Source organism: Marinithermofilum abyssi, assembly GCF_014641195.1.
GTDB classification, from domain to species: Bacteria; Bacillota; Bacilli; order Thermoactinomycetales; family DSM-45169; genus Marinithermofilum; species Marinithermofilum abyssi.
Genome location: NZ_BMHQ01000005.1, coordinates 187,914 through 208,577, shown reverse-complemented (window position 1 = coordinate 208,577; position 20,664 = coordinate 187,914). Strand labels below are relative to the sequence as shown.

22 protein-coding genes are annotated in these 20,664 nt (G+C 53.2%); 19 read left to right on the top strand and 3 right to left on the bottom strand.

Features of this window, described 5'->3' with window-relative positions; genetic code table 11:
* Positions 1–174: 174 nt before the first annotated feature.
* From IEW70_RS08670 to IEW70_RS08605, 14 genes are all read left to right on the top strand, one after another.
* Positions 175–510 carry a tRNA-binding protein gene (locus IEW70_RS08670; RefSeq protein ID WP_188647522.1) on the top strand — a complete coding sequence of 112 codons (336 nt, stop codon included), beginning with the start codon at positions 175–177 and terminating at the stop codon, positions 508–510.
* A gap of 195 nt (positions 511–705) precedes the next feature.
* Positions 706–4,296 (top strand): chromosome segregation protein SMC, encoded by a 3,591-nt coding sequence (gene smc, locus IEW70_RS08665; protein WP_188647521.1) that lies wholly within the window; start codon positions 706–708, stop codon positions 4,294–4,296.
* A 13-nt stretch (positions 4,297–4,309) separates the two neighbouring features.
* Positions 4,310–5,293, top strand: coding sequence for a signal recognition particle-docking protein FtsY (ftsY, locus tag IEW70_RS08660; RefSeq protein WP_188647520.1), 984 nt, complete (start codon positions 4,310–4,312; stop codon positions 5,291–5,293).
* A 224-nt stretch (positions 5,294–5,517) separates the two neighbouring features.
* Positions 5,518–5,847 carry a putative DNA-binding protein gene (locus IEW70_RS08655; RefSeq protein ID WP_188647519.1) on the top strand — a complete coding sequence of 110 codons (330 nt, stop codon included), beginning with the start codon at positions 5,518–5,520 and terminating at the stop codon, positions 5,845–5,847.
* 36 nt (positions 5,848–5,883) lie between these two features.
* Positions 5,884–7,233: a signal recognition particle protein gene (gene ffh, locus IEW70_RS08650; RefSeq protein WP_188647518.1), complete on the top strand. Its 1,350-nt coding sequence runs from the start codon at positions 5,884–5,886 to the stop codon at positions 7,231–7,233.
* Positions 7,234–7,268: 35 nt separating this feature from the next.
* The gene (rpsP, locus tag IEW70_RS08645; RefSeq protein ID WP_188647517.1) at positions 7,269–7,541 is read left to right on the top strand and encodes a 30S ribosomal protein S16; all 273 of its coding nucleotides are present in this window, start codon (positions 7,269–7,271) and stop codon (positions 7,539–7,541) included.
* A 40-nt stretch (positions 7,542–7,581) separates the two neighbouring features.
* Positions 7,582–7,812, top strand: coding sequence for a KH domain-containing protein (locus IEW70_RS08640; protein WP_188647516.1), 231 nt, complete (start codon positions 7,582–7,584; stop codon positions 7,810–7,812).
* 40 nt (positions 7,813–7,852) lie between these two features.
* On the top strand, positions 7,853–8,380 hold the full coding sequence (gene rimM, locus IEW70_RS08635) for a ribosome maturation factor RimM (RefSeq protein ID WP_188647515.1): 528 nt from the start codon (positions 7,853–7,855) through the stop codon (positions 8,378–8,380).
* Between the two features lie 9 nt (positions 8,381–8,389).
* Entirely contained in the window at positions 8,390–9,139 is a 750-nt protein-coding gene (trmD, locus tag IEW70_RS08630; protein ID WP_188647514.1) for a tRNA (guanosine(37)-N1)-methyltransferase TrmD, read from the top strand.
* 107 nt (positions 9,140–9,246) lie between these two features.
* Positions 9,247–9,594, top strand: coding sequence for a 50S ribosomal protein L19 (gene rplS, locus IEW70_RS08625; RefSeq protein ID WP_188647513.1), 348 nt, complete (start codon positions 9,247–9,249; stop codon positions 9,592–9,594).
* Between the two features lie 95 nt (positions 9,595–9,689).
* Positions 9,690–10,244 (top strand): signal peptidase I, encoded by a 555-nt coding sequence (gene lepB / locus IEW70_RS08620; RefSeq protein WP_188647512.1) that lies wholly within the window; start codon positions 9,690–9,692, stop codon positions 10,242–10,244.
* Positions 10,245–10,265: 21 nt separating this feature from the next.
* Entirely contained in the window at positions 10,266–11,168 is a 903-nt protein-coding gene (ylqF, locus tag IEW70_RS08615) for a ribosome biogenesis GTPase YlqF (protein ID WP_188647511.1), read from the top strand.
* Positions 11,143–11,946, top strand: coding sequence for a ribonuclease HII (rnhB, locus tag IEW70_RS08610; protein WP_188647510.1), 804 nt, complete (start codon positions 11,143–11,145; stop codon positions 11,944–11,946). The genes ylqF and rnhB overlap by 26 nt, the downstream gene beginning before the upstream one ends.
* 5 nt (positions 11,947–11,951) lie before the next feature.
* Entirely contained in the window at positions 11,952–12,344 is a 393-nt protein-coding gene (locus IEW70_RS08605) for a YraN family protein (RefSeq protein ID WP_188647509.1), read from the top strand.
* A 157-nt stretch (positions 12,345–12,501) separates the two neighbouring features.
* On the opposite strand, the gene IEW70_RS08600 is transcribed toward IEW70_RS08605, so the two are convergent.
* The 3 genes from IEW70_RS08600 to IEW70_RS08590 all read right to left on the bottom strand — a co-directional run bounded on the left by IEW70_RS08600 (position 12,502) and on the right by IEW70_RS08590 (position 14,560).
* On the bottom strand, positions 12,502–13,182 hold the full coding sequence (locus IEW70_RS08600) for a hypothetical protein (protein ID WP_188647508.1): 681 nt from the start codon (positions 13,180–13,182) through the stop codon (positions 12,502–12,504).
* Between the two features lie 295 nt (positions 13,183–13,477).
* The gene (locus IEW70_RS08595; RefSeq protein WP_188647507.1) at positions 13,478–14,062 is read right to left on the bottom strand and encodes a hypothetical protein; all 585 of its coding nucleotides are present in this window, start codon (positions 14,060–14,062) and stop codon (positions 13,478–13,480) included.
* Positions 14,063–14,299: 237 nt separating this feature from the next.
* Positions 14,300–14,560 (bottom strand): hypothetical protein, encoded by a 261-nt coding sequence (locus tag IEW70_RS08590; protein WP_188647506.1) that lies wholly within the window; start codon positions 14,558–14,560, stop codon positions 14,300–14,302.
* A 433-nt stretch (positions 14,561–14,993) separates the two neighbouring features.
* Between IEW70_RS08590 and IEW70_RS08585 the strand changes: the two genes are divergently transcribed.
* The 5 genes from IEW70_RS08585 (at position 14,994) to IEW70_RS08565 (ending at position 20,245) form a co-directional block, all read left to right on the top strand.
* Positions 14,994–15,821 carry a sugar phosphate isomerase/epimerase family protein gene (locus tag IEW70_RS08585; protein ID WP_188647505.1) on the top strand — a complete coding sequence of 276 codons (828 nt, stop codon included), beginning with the start codon at positions 14,994–14,996 and terminating at the stop codon, positions 15,819–15,821.
* 23 nt (positions 15,822–15,844) lie between these two features.
* On the top strand, positions 15,845–16,918 hold the full coding sequence (locus tag IEW70_RS08580; protein ID WP_229751898.1) for a Gfo/Idh/MocA family protein: 1,074 nt from the start codon (positions 15,845–15,847) through the stop codon (positions 16,916–16,918).
* Positions 16,919–16,952: 34 nt separating this feature from the next.
* A complete protein-coding gene (locus tag IEW70_RS08575) occupies positions 16,953–17,786 on the top strand; it encodes a helix-turn-helix transcriptional regulator (RefSeq protein ID WP_229751897.1) in 834 nt (277 codons plus the stop codon).
* Positions 17,787–17,862: 76 nt separating this feature from the next.
* A complete protein-coding gene (locus IEW70_RS08570) occupies positions 17,863–18,699 on the top strand; it encodes a sugar phosphate isomerase/epimerase family protein (protein ID WP_188647504.1) in 837 nt (278 codons plus the stop codon).
* 55 nt (positions 18,700–18,754) lie between these two features.
* The gene (locus IEW70_RS08565; protein WP_188647503.1) at positions 18,755–20,245 is read left to right on the top strand and encodes a sulfatase family protein; all 1,491 of its coding nucleotides are present in this window, start codon (positions 18,755–18,757) and stop codon (positions 20,243–20,245) included.
* The last annotated feature ends 419 nt before the right edge of the window (positions 20,246–20,664 follow it).

Here is a 20,664-nt window from a genome sequence, read left to right as displayed (position 1 = left end):
AGGAGTACCGTCCATTGAATGGTTTTTATAGAGGTAGTGCCTGAAACAGAAACGGACTGAGGGCGCTAACTACCCAAAAATCCCCCGGCGCCCGAAGGAAGTGCCCCTTGGGGTAATTACAAGACGTCACTTTTGACGACGATCTCTAGGATGTGTCTGAAAGGAGAGGTTCGAATGTCCCAAGCTGACTATGAAGACTTTGCAAAGCTGGAAATCCGCGCTGGAAAAGTGATCCATGCCGAGGCGTTCCCCAAAGCACGGAAACCGGCGTTTAAACTGTGGATCGACTTTGGGGAGTACGGTGTGAAAAAGAGCAGTGCACAGATTACCAAGCTGTATTCACTGGAAGAGCTGCCAGGAAAGCAGGTGTTGGCAGTAACCAACTTTCCGCCCCGTCAAATCGCCGACTTCATGTCGGACGTGCTGGTGCTGGGAGTCATGCTGGAGGGCGGGGAAGTGGCATTGATCCAGCCTGACCGTGAGGTGCCGCCTGGCAAACGAGTGTTGTAATTTTAAATGGATGACGGGAATAGGGTCCCGTTTTTTCTTTGACGAGAGATCAAGAGGAGTCGGGATCGATGAAAGGATACAATTTGTTCACAGGATTTCCTTTTTCATAGGGGGAAATGTTTCCTCTCAATGGATTGCAACTATGTTAAAATTATTTATTGCCTTTTACGGCTGGATTGAAAGGAGGGAAGCAGGATGCATCTCAAACGGTTGGAACTGAACGGATTTAAATCCTTTGCCAACCGGACCGAGTTGGAGATCGTTCCAGGGGTAACGGCTGTGGTGGGCCCCAACGGTAGCGGTAAGAGTAATGTCACCGACGGAATCCGCTGGGTACTGGGGGAACAAAGTGCCAAGTCCTTGCGGGGAGCCAGCATGCAGGACGTGATTTTTTCCGGGAGCGACTCCCGCAAGCCGGTGGGTTACTGTGAAGTTTCCATTACGTTTGACAATACTGACCAGCGCTTGAACCTGGATTATTCGGAAGTTACCGTGACACGTCGGGTATACCGGTCCGGGGAGAGCGAGTATTACATAAACAAACAGGCTTGCCGCCTCAAAGATATCACGGAGCTTTTTATGGATACGGGGATCGGGAAAGAAGCCTACTCGATGATTGGACAAGGGCGGATTGACGAGATTCTGAGCACGAAGTCTGAAGACCGCCGGGCGATCTTTGAAGAAGCGGCAGGGATAGTAAAATACAAAACCCGCAAGCGGGAAGCGGAAAAGAAGCTGGATACCACCGATCAGAACTTATCCCGTATTTATGATTTGATCAGCGAGCTGGAAACGCAGGTGGAACCGCTGGCGGAACAAGCGGAAAAAGCGGAGAAGTACAAACAATTGAAAGAAGACTTATCCCGTACGGAAGTCGGGCTGTATGTCCATCGGATTGAATCCTTGCACCAGGCATGGCAGGAAGCGACGGAACAGTTGAAAGGACTTTCCGGGGAACGGGAACACTGGACGGAAGAAGTTCAACAACGGGAAAAGCTGTTGGAAGAACTTCAAGCCCGGATCAAACATCAGGAACAAGAGTTGGAACGCCTGCAGGTAGTTTTGCTCCAGGTCAGCGAAGAGCTGGAGAAAGCGGAAGGGCAGCGGGAAGTGTTGCTGGAACGGGCGAAAAACCGTACCGAATCCCGGGAGCAGACCCGGCGCCAACTGGAAGAACTACAAGGGGAGAAAGAGCGGGTAGAAGCAGAGCATACCCGTCAGTTACAGCAATGGGAAGAAACGAAGAAGCGCTTGAGCGAGGTGGAATCCCAGCTGCAGGAGGCAGAAGCGAAACTGGCCGAGGCGGGTGCCGCCGAGAGCGGCAGTCTCGATGAGTTGAAACAGCGTCTGCAAGCCTTGATCAATGAAGAAACGGCCCTGAAAAGCGAAGAGCGCCACCTTGCCGAGCAGCAGGAGCTCCGTACAGATCGGGAGGAAGTGCTGACGGAAAAGGAAGGGGACCTGGAACGGAAAGAACGCGTCCTTACTCACAAGATGGATGATTTGATCAAAAAAAGAGACGAAGTGGAAACAGCGCTGCAAAAAAGCATCCAATCGTATATGGAGAGCGAGGCGCGGCGACAGCAGCTGGAACAGAAATCGGCTGCCCTTTCCAGGGAATTGCGGCAGGCGGAGCAGCGCTTGGATGCGCTTCGGTCCCGCCGGGAAATTGTGAAAGATATGGAGGCGGATCACGCCGGTTTTTTGCAAGGGGTGAAAGAGGTCCTCAAGGCACGGGACCGCGGAAATCCCCAGTTGAAGGGCATTCACGGCGCGGTGGCTCAACTGATTCAGGTGCCGGCGGAATTTGAAGCGGCGATGGAAACCGCATTAGGCGGAGCGATGCAGCATTTGGTGGTGGAAGATGAAGAAACCGGCCGCCGCGGGATCCGCTTTTTGAAAGAATCGCGGGCCGGGCGAGCCACGTTTTTGCCGCTGGATGTCATCCAAGGCCGATTCATTCCCGCTTCCGAGCGAGACAAACTGGCATCGGCGGAGGGGTTTGTCGGGATTGCGGCGGATCTCGTGAAAACCGAAGAGCGCTACCGCAAGGTGGTGCAAAGCCTGCTGGGTCAGGTGATCGTTTCCCGAACCCTGGAGGATGCCAACCGGATTGCCCGCAGGGTGGGGTACCGTTTTCGCATTGTCACCTTGGACGGGGATGTCGTCAATCCCGGCGGCTCAATGTCCGGCGGAAGCCGCCAAAAATCGAAATCCAATCTGTTGGGACGTTCCCGTCAAGTGGACGAGTTGGATCAGCAGATTGCCGAAGCGGAACAAGAGTTCCAGCGGGCCCGTGCTGCAATGGAAAAGCAGTCGAAGGAAATGGGGCAGTTGGAGAATCAGCTGGAGGCTCTGCGCAAGAAGGGGGAAGAGCTTCGCCTTCGGCAACAGGAGCTGAAAGGCAGCGAACGGGAGCTGGCTGCGGAGAAACGTTCTATCGAGGCGCAGTTGGAATCGGTGCGGAGCGATCTGGAAACCTTGTTTCAAGAGGGAGAGCGAACCGATGAGAAGCGGGCGGAGCTGGCGAATCGGCTGGCCCGCGTTCGGGAAGAACAGCGAGAGGTCGAGGCGCAGATCGCCGCTTCCCAGGAAGAGTTGGAACAGCAGGCTACCGAAAAGGATGCCGCTCACCGGGTGATTACCGACTGGAAAATCGAGGCGGCCCGTTTGAATCAGGAGCGGGATCATCTTGAAGCGGATTGCCGCCGCTTGCAAAAAGAGCTGGACCGTATCAACCGGCAGATTGAAGAGACCCGGGAACAACTTGCCCAGTTGGAAACTGGCGTGGCGGACAACGATAAGGAAACGGAACGTCTGGCTGAATCGGCGCATCGTCTGCGGGAGGAAAAGGCCCGGATACTGGAACAGCTGCAACAGGCCAAGCAAGGCCGGGATCAGTTGCAGGCGGAACGGAGCGAGAAAGAGAAGCATTGGCGTGAAGCGCAGCAACACCTTCGCAAGCAAGAAGAAACCATTCATCAGCAGGAAGTGCAGGTCAACCGGATGGATGTGGAGCTGAACCACTTGTTGGAGAAGCTGGCGGAGGAGTACGAAATCAGCTTTGAACTAGCCCGGGAACGATATGAAAAACCGGCGGATGCCAAAGAGGCGGAACGGGAAGTGCGGTCGCTCAAAAGCCGGATCGCCGCACTGGGCGAGGTGAACCTCGGCGCGATCGAAGAGTTTGAGCGGCTGAACGGACGTCTGGACTTCCTCAAAGGTCAACGGGATGATTTGGTGGAAGCCAAAGAATCCCTCTTTGACGTGATCCACACCATTGAATCGGAGATGTCCCGCCGTTTCCAGGAAACCTTTGATGCGATCCGCGCGGAATTTCAGGATGTTTTTGTTAAAATGTTTGGGGGAGGACGTGCGGACCTCCGCTTGACGGAGCCGGAAAATCTGCTGAACACCGGCATTGAGATCGTGGCGCAGCCGCCGGGGAAAAAACTGCAAAACCTGGGTCTCCTCTCAGGCGGAGAGCGGGCATTGGCCGCCATTGCCCTGCTGTTTGCCGTCCTGCGGTACAAGCCGGTTCCTTTTTGCGTGTTGGACGAGGTGGACGCTGCATTGGACGAAGCCAACCTGACCCGCTTTACCCGGTATCTGCGGGAGTTTTCCCAAAACACGCAGTTTATTATCATCACTCACCGCAAGCGGACCATGGAAGGTGCCGATGTCTTGTACGGGGTGACGATGCAGGAAGCGGGCGTGTCCAAAATCGTTTCCGTAAAACTGGAAGACTACGAGGAGCAAAAGGAAGCGGCAGCGGCACGGGAGTAAAGGAGGACGAGCGATGAGCTTTTTTAAACGGCTGAAAGAAAAAGTATCCCAAACGACGGGTTCGGTGACGCAAAAATTTGTTTCCGGATTGAGCAAGACCAGCTCTTCGTTGGTGGGCGCGGTGGGAAGCGTCCTCAACCGCAGCAAGATCGACGAAGAGATGTATGAAGAACTGGAGGACATCCTGATCGGCGCCGATGTCGGAGTAAACACCACGCTGGAGATCGTGGACCGCTTGCGGCGGGAAGTGAAAGAACGCAAAGTGAAGGAACCGGCGGAGTTGCAGCCGATCCTCTCTGAAATCCTGGCGGACCTACTGCGCGGGGAAGATGGACAGCAGGGGATGAACATCCAAGCCGAAGGCCTGACCGTGATTCTCTTTGTCGGGGTAAACGGGGTGGGCAAAACCACTACCATCGGCAAGCTGGCCAATAAGTATAAACGGGAAGGGAAAAAAGTGATCCTGGCTGCCGGGGATACCTTCCGGGCCGGTGCCATCGAGCAGTTGGAAGTGTGGGGAGAGCGCGTCGGTGTCGATGTGATCCGGCATCAGGCAGGTTCCGATCCTGCGGCGGTGGTTTTCGACGGCATCCAGGCCGCCCGTGCCCGCGGGGCTGATATTTTGCTGTGCGATACCGCCGGCCGCCTGCAAAATAAAGTGAACCTGATGGAAGAGCTGAAGAAGGTGCATCGGGTTGTGAAGCGGGAGATACCGGATGCCCCCCATGAAACTTTGCTCGTGCTGGACGCCACCACCGGGCAAAATGCCTTGCAGCAAGCCAAGATTTTCAGTGAAGCGGTGGATGTGAGCGGGATCGTCCTCACCAAGTTGGACGGTACAGCCAAGGGTGGAATCGTCATCGCGATCCGGCACGAGCTGGGCTTGCCGGTGAAATGGGTCGGTCTGGGTGAAAAAGTGGACGACCTGCAGGAGTTCGACCCGGACCAGTATATCCATGCCCTGTTCCAGCAGGAGATCGAGAAAGCGGAAGAGTGAAGTGATGGACACAGGTGCCGGCCGGTGTACGTCCTTCAAAGGCCGTGCATTCTTTTTCTGTACACAGACTGGAGAGTATGCTGCAAACGAGAGCTTGTGTTCTGCAGCGACTTTTTCGAATTTGACCCTTTCAAGGTAAATCCCTTGACACTGACTCCGCGATCCGATATGATACTCATTGTGTAAAGCGGTTTTCCTTGACGCCTGTTTGCGAGGTGGCCCGAGTGCTGGACAAGACGACACGCGTCAATTTGCTCTATGACTTTTATGCTCCGCTTTTGACCGATAAACAGCGGATGATGATGGAGCTGTATTATCACGAAGACTGGTCATTGGGTGAGATCGCCGAACATTTCGGGATCTCCCGCCAAGCCGTGTTTGAAGCTGTCAAACGGGCGCAAACCGCTTTGGAAGACCTGGAGAACCGACTCCATTTAGTGGAGAAACATCGGCGCCGGCAAGAGATCGCCGAACAAATCGCAGCCAAAGTGGACGGAACAACAGTAGCAAAAGATGTCCAAACATTGCTGGATGGGCTGATGGATCTGGATTGACCGGCGGCACGAAAACACTCCAAGGGAGGCGGCACGATGGCATTTGAAGGTTTGTCCGAAAGGCTCCAATCTGCCTTGCAGAAATTGCGCGGCAAAGGCAAAGTGAGCGAAGCGGATGTAAAAGAAGCGATGCGCGAAGTGCGTCTCGCACTCCTGGAGGCTGACGTCAACTACAAAGTGGTGAAGGATTTTATCGCCAAAGTGCGGGAGCGGGCCGTCGGACAGGAAGTGCTGAAAAGCTTAACTCCCGGTCAGCAAGTAATCAAGGTGGTCAATGAAGAGTTGACCCGGCTGATGGGCGGCGAGCAGAGCAAACTGGAGCTCAAGTCTAAGCCTTCCGTCATCATGATGGTGGGTCTGCAAGGGGCCGGTAAAACGACCACCACCGGGAAGCTGGCGCATTATCTCAGTAAAAAGCAAAACCGCCGTCCGCTGTTGGTAGCGGCGGACGTATACCGCCCGGCAGCGATCCGGCAGTTGGAAGTGTTGGGTGAGCAGATCGGGTTGCCGGTTTTCTCCCTAGGGGATAAAGAAAACCCTGTTCGGATCGCCGAAGAAGGGGTTGCCCGCGCCAAAGAGGAAGGCCACGATGTGGTTTTGATCGACACTGCCGGACGCCTTCATATCGATGAGAACATGATGGACGAGTTGAAGGCGATCCGTGAAAAGGTGAAACCCGATGAAATTCTGTTGGTGGTAGATGCTATGACGGGTCAGGATGCCGTCAATGTGGCGGAGAGCTTCAATCGGGAGCTGGAGCTGACCGGTGTCGTGCTGACCAAGCTGGACGGCGATACCCGTGGTGGTGCAGCACTCTCCGTCAAAGCGGTCACCGACCGTCCGGTGAAGTTTGCCGGGATGGGCGAGAAAGTAGATGCGCTGGAGCCGTTCCATCCGGACCGGATGGCTTCCCGGATTCTCGGCATGGGTGATGTGCTCACCCTGATCGAGAAGGCCCAGGCCAACGTGGATGAAGAAAAGGCGCGGGCCCTGGAAAAGAAAATACGCACCCAGCAGTTTACCTTTGATGATTTTCTGGATCAGCTGGAACAGGTGCGCAACATGGGGCCGCTGGATGAACTCCTCGGCATGATGCCGGGCATGGGGCAGATGAAAGGAATGAAAAACCTGCAAGTGGATGAAAAGCAGCTGACCAAAGTGGAAGCGATCATCCGCTCCATGACCAGGGAGGAAAAACAGCAGCCTGAAATCATTAACGCCAGCCGCAGAAAGCGGATTGCGGCGGGAAGCGGGACGACGGTTCAGGACGTCAACCGCCTGATCAAGCAGTTTACGGACATGAAGAAGATGATGAAAAAGTTTTCTGCCATGTCCAAGGGCGGCAAGAAAAAGCGTCGCGGATTTCGTTTTCCGTTTATGCAATAGATAAGATGTTCATCCTGATAGGGAGGTGAAAGCAAATGGCAGTAAAAATTCGTCTGAAGCGCATGGGTGCCAAAAAAGCGCCTTTCTACCGCGTGGTCGTGGCGGATTCCCGCGCACCCCGTGACGGTCGTTTTATCGAAGAAATCGGGTACTACAACCCGTTGACCCAACCGGCTCAGGTGAAAATCGACGAAGACAAGGCCCTGAAATGGCTGAACACCGGCGCTCAACCGTCGGATACCGTCCGTAACCTGTTCCGTAAAGAAGGGATCATGAAGAAACTGCACGAAATGAAAAACCAGAAATAAAACCCTGCCTGATTCCCCTCAGGCGTAAGGGGGACTGGTTGTGAAGGAACTGATCGAAGTGATCGCCAAAGCACTGGTGGATCACCCGGAACAGGTTCGCGTCCGCGAGCGGGCCGGGGATCAAGCCATCGTGTTTGAGCTCTCCGTCGCACCGGAGGATATGGGCAAAGTGATCGGCAAACAAGGCCGAATCGCCAAAGCGCTCCGTACGGTGGTGGGAGCCGCGGCGGTAAAGGAAAAGCAACGGGTCGTGGTGGAGATTGTTTCCTGAACGGGCGCGGTCCCTGATTTGCGGAAAGGAGGACGGGGGCTTGCGTGAACCGGACTGGTTGATCGTAGCAGACATCAACAATACCCACGGAATTCGCGGGGAGGTTCGGGTCACCCCCCGGACCGATTTTCCCGAGATTCGTTTTGCCCCCGGTGCCAGGCTTCTTTTAAGGCATCCCGGCTTAAACGAGCCGATTCCGCTGACGGTGGAACACTGCCGCAATCATAAAAAAGGGTTGCTTCTCAAGTTCCGGGAGTGGGATAACATCAACCAAGCAGAGCCTTACAAAGGAGGCCAGTTGGTGGTGGACCGCTCGGACACCGTGGAAAGTGAAGAAGGGGAATATTATTTCTTTGAAATCATCGGTTGTGAGGTCGTCACCACAGAAGGTCGAAGCCTCGGTAAAATCACCGATGTCCTGGAAACGGGAGCCAATGATGTCTGGGTGGTTCGCCCGGAAAAAGGCGGCCGTGAGCTCCTCATCCCCTACATCGATGATGTTGTGAAAGAAGTCGATGTGGATGCCAAACACGTGGTGATCCAGTGGATGGAGGGGCTGGATAGCTGAGGTGAGACCATGCGTTTCGACGTTCTGACATTGTTTCCAGAGATGTTTGAGGGGTTTCTTTCCTCCAGCATCATGAAGCGGGCGATTGACCGGGGATTGGTCGAAGCTCATATCGTCAATTTCCGGAAATACAGCACCGATAAGCACCGCACGGTAGACGACATGCCTTACGGGGGCGGCGGCGGCATGGTGCTCAAACCGGAACCGTTGTTTCGTGCCGTAGAGGATCTCGTCGGCGGTGAAACGGAGCGGCCGCCCGTGGTGTTGATGAGCCCCCAGGGAACTACCTTGACTCAGCAAAAAGCGGAGCAATTGGCCAAGCATCCCCGGATCATACTGATGTGCGGCCACTATGAAGGGTTTGACGAACGTGTCCGTCAGCATCTGGTGGATGAAGAAATCTCCATTGGGGATTATGTGCTGACGGGCGGCGAGCTGCCGGCAATGGTGGTGATGGACAGTGTGATCCGTTTGATTCCCGGCGTGCTGGGGAATCAAACGTCTGCTGAGGATGACTCCTTTGCCACGGGGTTGTTGGAGTATCCGCAATACACCCGCCCGGCGGAGTTTCGCGGGATGAAAGTTCCGGATGTTCTCCTGTCGGGACACCATCAACAGATCGAAGAATGGCGTCGTAAGGAATCTCTTCGCCGTACCTGGGAGCGCCGTCCGGATCTCCTGAAGACCGCTTCCCTCACCCCGAAGGACCGAGCGTTTTTGCAGGAACTGGAGAAACAGGCGAGGGGGCTTGACCGCTGATTGTTTTCACTTCGGGCATGTGTTACAATGTTTTTTGTGCTCGATGGGCTCGAGGGAATTGAAATCATGCGGATAAATGAATATAGCTAGGAAAGGAGGAGAACGCTATGCATCCGGTAGTACGTGAAATCACCCAAGAACAACTGCGCAATGACATTCCCGAGTTTCGTGCGGGGGACACTGTGCGTGTTCATGTGAAAGTTGTGGAAGGTCAGCGTGAGCGGATTCAGGTATTTGAGGGCGTGGTAATCCAACGTCGCGGCGGTGGCATTTCCGAGACCTTCACCGTTCGGAAAATGTCCTACGGTGTCGGTGTGGAACGTACCTTCCCGCTGCATTCCCCCCGGATCGACAAGATCGAGGTGGTGCGCCGCGGGAAAGTGCGCCGTGCCAAACTGTACTATCTCCGCAAACTGCGCGGGAAAGCCGCTCGAATTAAAGAAATCCATCGGTAAGACTTTCAAGGGCTTGGGAAACAAGCCCTTTTGTCGCTTTCTTTCTGAAAACTCTCCATTGTGGTGTTGGTATTGCGATAGTCAGGAGGAGCTTCATGAGCGAGTTCATCCCCCGTTCCGCCAGACACGGACGACGTCGCAGGCGGGACCGGAACGAAGCGTGGGAATGGGTTCAGGCGCTGGCCATTGCGATCGTACTGGCAATGGTTATTCGCTATTTTGTGTTTGAGCCCTTCAGCGTTTCGGGTCCCTCGATGTTGTCCACCTTGCATGACGGCGATTTGGTCATCGTCAACAAGTTGATCTATCAGTTTCGCGCACCGGAAAAAGGTGAGATTGTGGTTTTTCACGCCACGTCGAAAAAAGATTACATCAAGCGTGTGATCGCTTTGCCCGGACAAGTCGTATCTGCGCAGAACAACATAGTGCGAGTGGACGGAAGGAGTATCGACGAGCCCTACGTGGATGAGGGAAACCGGACGGCGGACTTCGGTCCGGTTGAGGTTCCCCCCGGGCATATTTTTGTCATGGGGGATAATCGGATGAACAGCAGCGACAGCCGGGAGTTCGGACCGGTGTCGATGGACCAGGTAGTCGGCCGGGCCGATGTCATCTTCTGGCCGCTCAGTGACTTTTCGTTTTTGTGGTAGCAGTCGAAGCAGGTGAAAATCATGGCGATTCAATGGTTTCCCGGCCATATGGCCAAAGCACGCCGACAGGTAGAGGAAAAGCTGAAGCAAGTGGATATGGTATTCGAGTTGCTCGATGCCCGTTTACCTTTGTCCAGCCGCAATCCGATGATTGATGAGCTGGTGCGTCGCAAGCCGCGCGTCATTTTGCTTACCAAAAGCGATCTGGCAGATCCGGAAGCGACCCGGGCATGGAGCGAGCATTTCCGTGCCAACGATATCCAGGTGCTTCCCATCGATACCTTGTCGGGAAAAGGAATCAAAAAGATCACTGCGGTCAGCCAGGATCTGATGAAGGATAAGTTTGAAGACATGGAGAAGAAAGGGATTCGGCGTCGCCGGATCCGGGCGATGGTGCTGGGGGTGCCCAACGTGGGCAAATCTGCACTCATTAACCGGTTGGCGGGAAGAAGTGCCGCCAAAACCGGCGACCGTCCGGGCGTAACCCGCTCTCAACAGTGGATTCGGGTTGGAAATGGGTTGGAGTTGCTGGATACCCCGGGAATCCTGTGGCCCAAGTTTGAAGACCGCCGGGTAGGTCTGCGTTTGGCCGTCAGTGGTGCTATCCGCGAGGATATCCTTCCAGTGGAGGAAGTGGCCTTGTTTTTATTGGAATACTTGGCTAGTCGGTATGGCTCCCTGCTGGAAGAGCGTTATAAACTGAAGCCGACAGCCGAGTCGGATCCATTAGCCCTGCTCGAAGAAGTGGGCAGCCGCCGGGGCTGCATGCGCAAAGGCGGCGAACTGGACTTGGAAAAAGCGGCGGAAGTGGTGTTGCGGGATCTCCGCTCCGGCCGGATCGGGAGGGTTTCCTTGGAGCTGCCGGAAGACTGGGAGCAGGATGAAGAGGAGGAAGCCCATGAAAGTCAAGGGGACGATACGTGAGATTAAGGAGCGCCTGAACCAGGGAATTGGAGTGACCGACGACTGGATTCAGGCGTTGCTCCGCGACGAACGGGCCGGTGTGCAAAAACTGGCTCAGGGCTATTTGCGACAACAGGAACGACTGCGTCGGGAAACAGCCCGAATCGAAGCCATGTGGCAGTTTGAACGTACATACCGACAAAAGGGATTTCAGGCGATTGCAGGAGTGGATGAAGCGGGACGCGGTCCGCTTGCCGGTCCTGTTGTCGCTTCTGCTGTCATATTGCCGGAAGATTTTGATGCTTCCGGACTGAACGACTCGAAAAAGCTGACCGAAGAAGAACGACTGGCTCTTCGGGAGCGCATTTTACAAGAGGCAACAGCCGTCGGAGTGGGAATCGTGGACGCGGTGACGATTGACCACATCAATATACTACAAGCCACCTATGAGGCGATGCGACGTGCAGTGGCAGATCTTCAGCCGGCGCCGGACATACTTTTGCTGGATGCGGTACAGGTGCCGGGGCTGTCCATGGCGCAACATCCCATCGTCAAAGGGGATGCCCTCAGCCATTCCATCGCGGCAGCATCCATTATCGCCAAAACGACGCGGGATGAGTGGATGCGGGAGGCGGCACAGCAGTTTCCAGAGTACGGGTTTGACCGGCATATGGGGTATGGCACGCCGGATCATTTGGCGGCCTTGGCCAAATGGGGCCCTTGCCCTTTGCACCGGAAGAGCTTTGCGCCGGTGCGCGCCCTTATGGACGGTGAGAAAAGTCAGGAATCCACGGGGTGATGCAGGTGAAAAGGCAACAGGGCCGGGAAAGACGGCCGTTGGATCGGCGCAAAGAGACAGGTAGGATCGGTGAGGAGATCGCCCGCCGCTTTTTGGAGAACAAAGGATGGCATATCCTGGATACCAACTGGGCCAGCCGATTAGGAGAGTTGGATATCATTGCCCAATGTGAGGCCGGCCTGGTGATCGTAGAAGTGCGCACCACTCGGGGATCACGATTCGGCTATGGGTTTCAATCGGTCGGAATGCAAAAGCAGCAACAGGTGCGAAAGCTGGCGTTGCAATATGTCCAAAGCCGCCGGCTCTTCCATCTGCCCCTTCGGCTGGATGTGATCTCGGTGCTGTTGTCTTCAGAAGATACTCCCATCCGCGTGGATCATATTGAAGGCGCCTTTTAATAAAAAAAGCTTCCCTTTTGGGAAGTGAGCCTGTTGACAAAGTAGTAGGTCAACAGATTAGGATTGAATGTTTCACACGGAAACCATCACCAGGGAACATTGTACATTGTGAATATAGATGAGTAGGTGTTGGTTGAGGAAAGTCTTCAACGGATCGTTAGCGATTAGGTGGCAGAGGTTTAAAGGAACGGAGGATATGGAAGAACTCTCGCTCACCCTTTTTTTTATCCGAGTGAAGGTAAAGTTCATTGATAGTAACCGAGTAGTTCAACCCCTGATGGGTAAATTGAGCAGTATAGATTCTATGTTCCAAATGTTCTTCGTTTGGCTCTTCAAGTTCCCAGTGGACTTCGATAGGTTTGCCGGCGATCGTAAGCGTCTTTGTGTGTTTGCTGTATGGTTTATAACCATTATTCGGGAAGTTATCCACTATGATTCTTCCATACTCTAAATCCTCCATTTTATTATCAATATATGGATTTGGTTGGTTGTCATATACCATGATCAACTGGGTTCTAGTTTTAGATGGATTCGGCCACAGTGTCACATTAAGAAAGTCGGGATTAAAAAAGGTGGTAGGAACGAGCAATCTGTCCCGGTACGTTAATTGATCCAGCTTCTGAAGATCTTTGGCGTCCTCGCCTTTGAAGTCATCACGTTTATCTTTCGGTATGGTATGAATTAACCGTTCGTTGAGAGGGACATGGTCGTATTTTCCCGCGTGGAGGGGGGCACTGTCGTGTTTTCCTGAGCCCTGAGCAAAGGTCCAAACGACATAAGCCAACGTACCAACTAAAAGCGCCGTGACACCGAAAAAAACAACCCGACCTTTTGTCAAATGAACCAATCCCTTCGTGCGGATTCTGTTTCCACCCTTCCCTTATTACGACCATCAGGGGCTCACGTAGGTTCCCATTCTGCTTTGTTATTCGTAAGAGTAAAAAAATTTCTATCCACTTCACCTTGTTCCTGCTTCGCCATCGGAAGGAGCAGGGGCTCGAAAACGGGTCGCGACTTCTTGTTTTCTCGACAAATTTCATTTTTCTTCCAAACCAAACACCCCAGCGGACCGAATTCCTTTTGGTTCGCTGGGGTTTGTCATTAACCTCGCTTCCCTTTTGGGAAGTCTTTTTTTATGATGCGGTTTCCGCGTGGGATTCCAACAGTTGTTGGTATAAATGATCGCCTCCGATATGGATCCGCAGCGAGACCCGGTCAGCCTGTTGTTGCTGCCATTGGTACAATTGTTGAAACACCAGGTAGATGCATTTTTTGACCTCAATATGGGGATACAGCTTCAGGTCGACAAATAGACTGTAGACTTCTCGCTCTTCTACCCGGTGGGTGTGAACTTTCAGCATCTCAAAGGTGTTCTCCAACCCTTTCAACACATAGGTCAGCCATTCCGGGCGGTGTTTTTGTGACTGTTCGTCGAGAAAATGAAAGGTAAATCCCATCATGGGAAAACGATGAATGTCTTCTGCGGAATAGGAGGTTTGATCGTGATTTTTCGCATCGTACAAGAAAAACTCGATATGTATGTGATGATGGACATCCTCGTGAGAAGACAGGCGCTTCAGCTGTTCGGATAGTTCGGCATTCTCTTTTTGCAACCGTGAAACCTCCGTCAACAGCTGTTTTCGTTCTTCATCCCGATCGTTTCCCCTGGTCGCCGAAGTGGGATCGGGATCAAAAAAGCGCTTGATTTTTGAAAACATCCGCTCTCCTCCTTCACCCTACTATGAGAATTATACTAGATTCCACCGACAGAAAAAACCATCATCACGAACGACAAAAAGTGATGTCGATCGTAACGGATTTCATGCGCTGTTTTCATACAAATTGGCAGTCCTTTGAACGAGGAAACAAACAGGCCTGACCCTGTTAGAGGGACAGGCCTGTTTATGTATGGACCACCGGGCAGGTGAGTTCCACCGAATGATCAAAAGAGCAACTTACTTTGGAACAGCTTTGATATGGGAATCAGAATCCAGTGTGCGGTGCAACCGTTCTTTCAGTGAACGGGTCTCTTGCAAGGCGTGCCAATCATTAAAAATGCCGCGGAGCATTTTTTCCACACGGGAAGCTTTTTTTTCATTGGCAATCTGGTGCAGATAATCTTCCATTGATTGCAAAATCTTTGTCTCTCGGGCGTTTAAACTAATGACTAACGTTTCTCTTTCTTTTTGGGTGAAGTCCATTTGCTTGGAACTCATGGCGGTTAGACCTCCTTCGTATCCATCGATACCATTGTAACTGATCCACGATACTTGGACAAACAAGGATCCTGAAAAAAATCCATTAAATGGTTAGTGTTGCGCAATTCTCCGCCACGTCACATTATAACATCTGCTGAGCTTCATAACCGAAGATTTTACAGGGATTTTTAAGGGGAACGGTGAAACAAGGGGATCCGATCTTGACAATCGGGTACTTCATTTCGTTAGCGGGTTTATCATGGATTTCCCGATGGAGAAACCCCTTGTACCGGGCAAGAAAAGCATCTTGACGCTATCGGTTAAACAAGCGGCAGACGAAAGGGTTGAGCAATCAGAGTTAAATATTCCAGTGGATGGAACAAATCAGGTAAAGATATTTGCTCCGGGTTGGGGTACGATGGGGATAATCCACTATGGGAGGTTCCGCGCTATGGTCATCTTGTCTGCACTGGCGGACGAAATTTCCCCCGACCTGAAGACCCAACTGGACGTGCTGGAGTCGGAAGGGATCCGGCATATTGAGCTTCGGGGGATCTGGAACAAAAATATACTGGAGTTAAACCATAATGAATTAACCACCGTAAAGAACAGGATCTATGGTCGCAATTTTCGAATCTCTTCGATTGCGACTCCGATTGGCAAGATCGGAATCACTGAGGACTTTGAAAGGCACCTAATGTTGTTTAAACGGGCGATCCATGTGGCAAAGTGTTTCGATACCCCTTATATCCGGATTTTTTCGTTTTTCATTCCGCCAGGGGAGAATCCGGAGGATCACAGGGACGAAGTTCTGAAAAGGGTGAGGATCCTGGAGGAGAAAGCCAGGGAGGCCGGTGTAGTTTTGCTTCATGAAAATGAAAAAGAGATCTACGGCGATACAGGGAAGCGGTGTCACGACCTGCTCTCTTTCTGTCCATCCCCCCATTTACGTGCCGTGTTTGATCCAGCCAACTTTGTACAGTGCGGGGTGCAACCGTTTTGTGAAGCCTACCCGCTGTTGAAGGATGATATTGAGTGCATCCATATCAAAGACGCCTTGTTTGAAGGGGGTAAGGTGGTTCCCGCGGGACAGGGAGACGGGGAAGTGGAGGATTTATTGCGAGCGATCACTTCCAGAGGTTATCGGGGATTTCTTTCCCTGGAACCTCATCTGTCAACGACGGGTAAGTTTGACGGATTCAGCGGTCCGGAGCTGTTTCGGGTGGCTGCCCGTGAACTGAAAAAGTTACTAAAAAAAACGTCCATTGAATGGTATTGATTTCATAAGGAGGACAATATTCGATGGCGAAAGAGATGGGATTTGCGATTATCGGCGCCGGTGTCATCTGCCATACACACGCGAAGGAAATCAGTGAAATGGAAGGGGCCCGACTGGTGGCAGTGGCCGATGTTTCGGAGGAAAAGGCCCGGAAGTTCGGGGAAATGTACGGTGTGGACTGGTACCGGGATTATCGTGATATGCTGAAACGGGAAGAGGTAGATATCGTCAATATCTGCACACCGAGCGGTTTACATGCGGAGATGGCGATCGACGCGGCTAGGGTGGGAAAACACGTGATCGTGGAAAAACCGATGGACATCACCCTGGAAAAAGCGGATGCCATGATTGAAGCATTCAGGAAGGCCCGCAAGAAACTCTCGGTCATTTCACAACACCGATTCGATTATGCAACTCAAAAAGTGAAACGTGAAATCGCGGCGGGCTCCCTGGGACGGCTGGTAATGGCCGAAGCCGCGGTGAATTGGTATCGGCCCCAGGCCTACTATGACAAAGATGCATGGAGGGGGACCTGGGAGCTGGACGGCGGGGGATCCCTGATGAACCAATCCATCCACACGATCGATCTGCTTCAGTATCTTATGGGTCCGGTGGAAAGCATTTTCGCGCAGGGAGGGACTTTAACCCACAAGAGAATTGAAGTAGAAGATGTCGCGGTTGCCACGGTGAAGTTTAAAAATGGCGGAGTGGGATCGATCGTGGGAACGACCTCCGCTTATCCAGGGTTGACCACGCGTCTAGAATTGTTCGGAACGGAAGGTTCCGCAGTCATTGAAAATGATCGACTTACCCACTTCTATCTCCGGGCGAAGGAGGAAGGGGGGAGACCCGTAAACCTGGCAAGGGTTGGTCAACCGGCGGGTGAAACCGGGGCCTCCGATCCAGCAGCCATTCCGGGACGGTCCCACCGGGAACAATTCATCGATATGGTACGGGCGATTCGGGAGGACCGGGAACCATCGGTTAACGGAGTGGAGGGACGAAAGCCCCTGGAGATCATCCTGGCTATCTATCGGTCGATCGAAACGGGCCGTCCGGTTCATTTACCTTTGGTTGCGGAAAGAGGACGGCGTTGAACTTGTGACTGGGACGGATAACGGGGGGAATCAGGTGATTGAGCTGTTTTACAGGAATCGATCCATGGAGGCGAGAGATTTTGAGTTTCATTCCCATGATGCCTTTGAAATCTATTATTTTCACGGAGGAAGCTGTACCTATTTGATTGCCGACAGAATTTATACTTTATCCCCCGGAGATTTAATCATCATGCACGGAATGACTCTGCACCGCGCAAACCCGGACCCCTCGGCGGAATATATCAGGTCCATCATCCATTTCGATCCCCGTTATGTGGAAAATTTCCTCCGGCAACCAGGTATGATCGATTTGTTAGTCCCCTTTCGCCGTTTGAAAAACTACCGGTTCAAACTGTATGGAAAAAAGAGGCGACAAACCGTTGAAGACGTGTTAAGGGAAATGGCCCGGTGCAATCATTCACCGGACCTGTTGGCCAGTCAGCGTTATCTGGTTTGGTTTCTTCAGTTGCTGATTGAAATCAACGAAGAATATTTGATCCTTGACGAGGGAAGTGACCGTTCCACCGAAAAGGAAGGTATCGTTCAGCAGGTTATCTCTTTTATTGAAAGGCATTATTCCGAGGATCTGAACCTTGACCGCATCGCCGGAGAACTACATCTTAGCAAGTTTTATCTTTCAAGGGTGTTCAAAGAAGTGACGGGTGTGACCATTATGAACTATCTCATGAACCAGAGGATCAACCAGGCCAAGGTATCCTTTCTTCTAAACCGGGAGCTTACGGTAACGGAAATGAGTTATCGCACAGGGTTTAAGCACCCGGCCCATTTCAGCCGGGTATTCAAAAAGCAGGTAGGCATCACCCCCGATCAGTATCGGAAGCGTCTTCGCGACCAGGAAGAAGGGTAGCGTTGACTCCGCGATTGAAAGAGATAAGGCGGTTTAACAAGCGGGGGAGAGAAAACGAAACAACGGGGGGAGCTGGATGAAATTCTCCGTCTTTACCGTCATGACACCGGAACTGACACCAGAGGAGCTGGTAGCCGCTCTGAAGGAATACGGCTATGACGGAGTGGAATGGAGGATGAAGGATGTTCCGGAAAGCGCGGTGAAGGAAGCGCCTTCTTTTTGGGGAAACAACCGCTGTTCCATCGGTGAAAGCGCATCCGATTGGGAGCTTGGCCGGATTCGTGAATGGACCCGTCAAAGAGGACTTTCGGTTGTGGGTGTCACTCCGTATCTAACCGCCGGCGACCTGGAGGGGACGGAGCGGGTGATGCGGGTGGCCAAAAAACTGGGAGCCAGGCAAATCCGTGTGGGTGTTCCGTGGTATGGGCCGGGAGCGAAGTATGACGAACTGTTTTCCCAAGGGGTGGAATATCTCCGAGGTGTGGAAGCCTTATCCGGGAAGTACGCAGTGAAAGGATTGGTGGAAACCCACCACGGAACAATCGCTCCCAGTGTCGGTCTGGCTTACCGCCTGGTTGACGGATTGGATCCCGACCGCGTCGGAGTCTTGTTGGATCCCGGAAACATGGTGCATGAAGGGTATGAAGCTTACCGGATGGGGATGGAATTGCTCGGTCCATATCTTGCCCATGTCCATGTGAAAAATGCCTGCTGGGTACGGAGGGATGGCGGGAAGTCGTGGCATGTCTCCTGGTGTTCGCTTGCCGACGGAATCGTGGATTGGAAGCGGGTGTTGGCGGACTTGAAGTCCGTCGGATACAACGGTTACCTCTGCTTCGAAGATTTCAGCGACGTTCAGCCGAGCCGTGTCGTGCTGAAACAAAACATTGAATATCTCCGCTCTTTGTTGTGATTGATTTTGTAATATTCTATTAACTGTAACCATCTCTTGAAGGGAGTAGTGATGCATGCGTATCCTCTATATCGACATCGACTCGCTCCGACCCGATCACCTGGGATGTTACGGGTATCACCGTAACACTTCTCCGGTGATTGACCAACTCGCCAAAGAAGGGGTGCGTTTTACTGAGGTTTATGCGAGTGACGCCCCCTGCCTACCCTCTCGAACGGCTTTGTTTAGCGGCCGATTCGGGATACACAACGGTGTCGTCGGCCACGGAGGGACTGCCGCGGAACCTTTCGTGCAAGGAGCGGGGCGGGGGTTCCGCAGTCGCCTCGGAGAAAAGGGTTGGCTCGCCACCCTCCGCCAAGCCGGATTGCTCACGGCAACCGTCTCCACTTTTGCTGAACGCCACTGTGCCTGGCATTGGTATGCCGGTTTTAATGAAGTGTACAATCACGGGACATGCGGAGATGAAGTGGCACATGAAGTCCTGCCCTATGCTCTTCGGTGGATTGAGGATCATGCCAGTGATGAACACTGGTTCCTTCACGTTAATCTGTGGGACCCCCACACTCCTTACCGCAGTCCGGCCGATTATGGCAATCCGTTCTGGGAGGAGCCGGCTCCCACTTGGTTGACAGAGGAAATCCTGGAGAAGCACCGTGCCGGCTTCGGTCCGCACAGCGCTCGGGAACCGCACGGTTTTGGCGGTGAAAACACCGACCGTTGGCCGCGCGTGCCGCGGGAAATCGGATCGTTGGAAGATTACAAACAATGGATCGACGGTTATGATACCGGGATTCGCTATGCGGACCAGCATGTGGGGCAATTGCTGGATACCCTTGAAAAACTGGGTATTCTGAACGATGTGATGATCATTGTCAGCGCGGATCATGGCGAAAGCCAGGGTGAAATGAACATTTACGGCGACCACCAGCTGGCCGACGCATTTACCTGCCGGGTTCCGTTGATCATCAAAGGTCCAGGGGTGAAAAGCGGGGTGGTTGACAAGGAGTTGCATTATCATCTCGACCTGGCGCCGACGATCTGTGAGTGGCTGGGTGTGGACGTTCCGTCGGACTGGGACGGGCAAAGCTTTGCTTCCACCTTGCGTTCGGGGAAGCCGCATGGTCGGGACGGATTGGTGATCAGCCAGGGTGCCTGGGCCTGCCAACGGGGTGTGCGTTTCGGAGACTGGTTGTTTTTGCGGACCTACCATACGGGGCTGAAAGATTTGAAACCGGTGATGCTCTTTAATCTCCGGGAAGATCCGCACGAAACGAAAGATTTGGGCAGCGATCGACCTGAGGTTGTCAGGGAAGGAATGGCCCGACTGGAGAGTTGGCTGACCAAAGCCATGGAGGTATCGCCGCAAAAAACGGACCCCATGTGGACCGTCTTGCGTGAGGGAGGCCCGTTCCATACCCGGAACATGCTTGAGTCGTATGGCCGGTGGTTGAGAGAAACGGGCCGCGGTGAACATGCCGCGTTTCTGGAGAAAAACCCATCTGGATTGCACGAGCGGCAGCGAAAATCCATCTTGCGGGGATCATGATGGATCGCGTTGCTCCTCAACCAGAAGGTAAAGGGAATCGTCGTTTATTGCCAGTGGCGATTTCAGTGGTTGCCAATCGATTTTGTGGTTGCGGATTTTCAAACCGCAATTCGGCAATGAATTGGACAACCTTTGAATTTAAGGGGGATCTTTAATATCAACACTGTTTCATGCACCCTTCGGGGTGTCTTTTTTCTATGGGAAAAACAATGATCGAGAAGGGATTACCATGTACTGGAAGGAGACTGGGTGACGGTTTGGCGGTCGGGACGGGCGGTTGCTGCTGGGATGTGTCCTATTGGATACGGGTACGAGGTACTGGTTCAGCTTCACGACGGGCCACGTAAAACCGGCGGCGTGGTCCAGCCTGATCCAGCCTAACGGATGAAGACCGGGCGGCCCTGGCGGAGCTGGCGCTT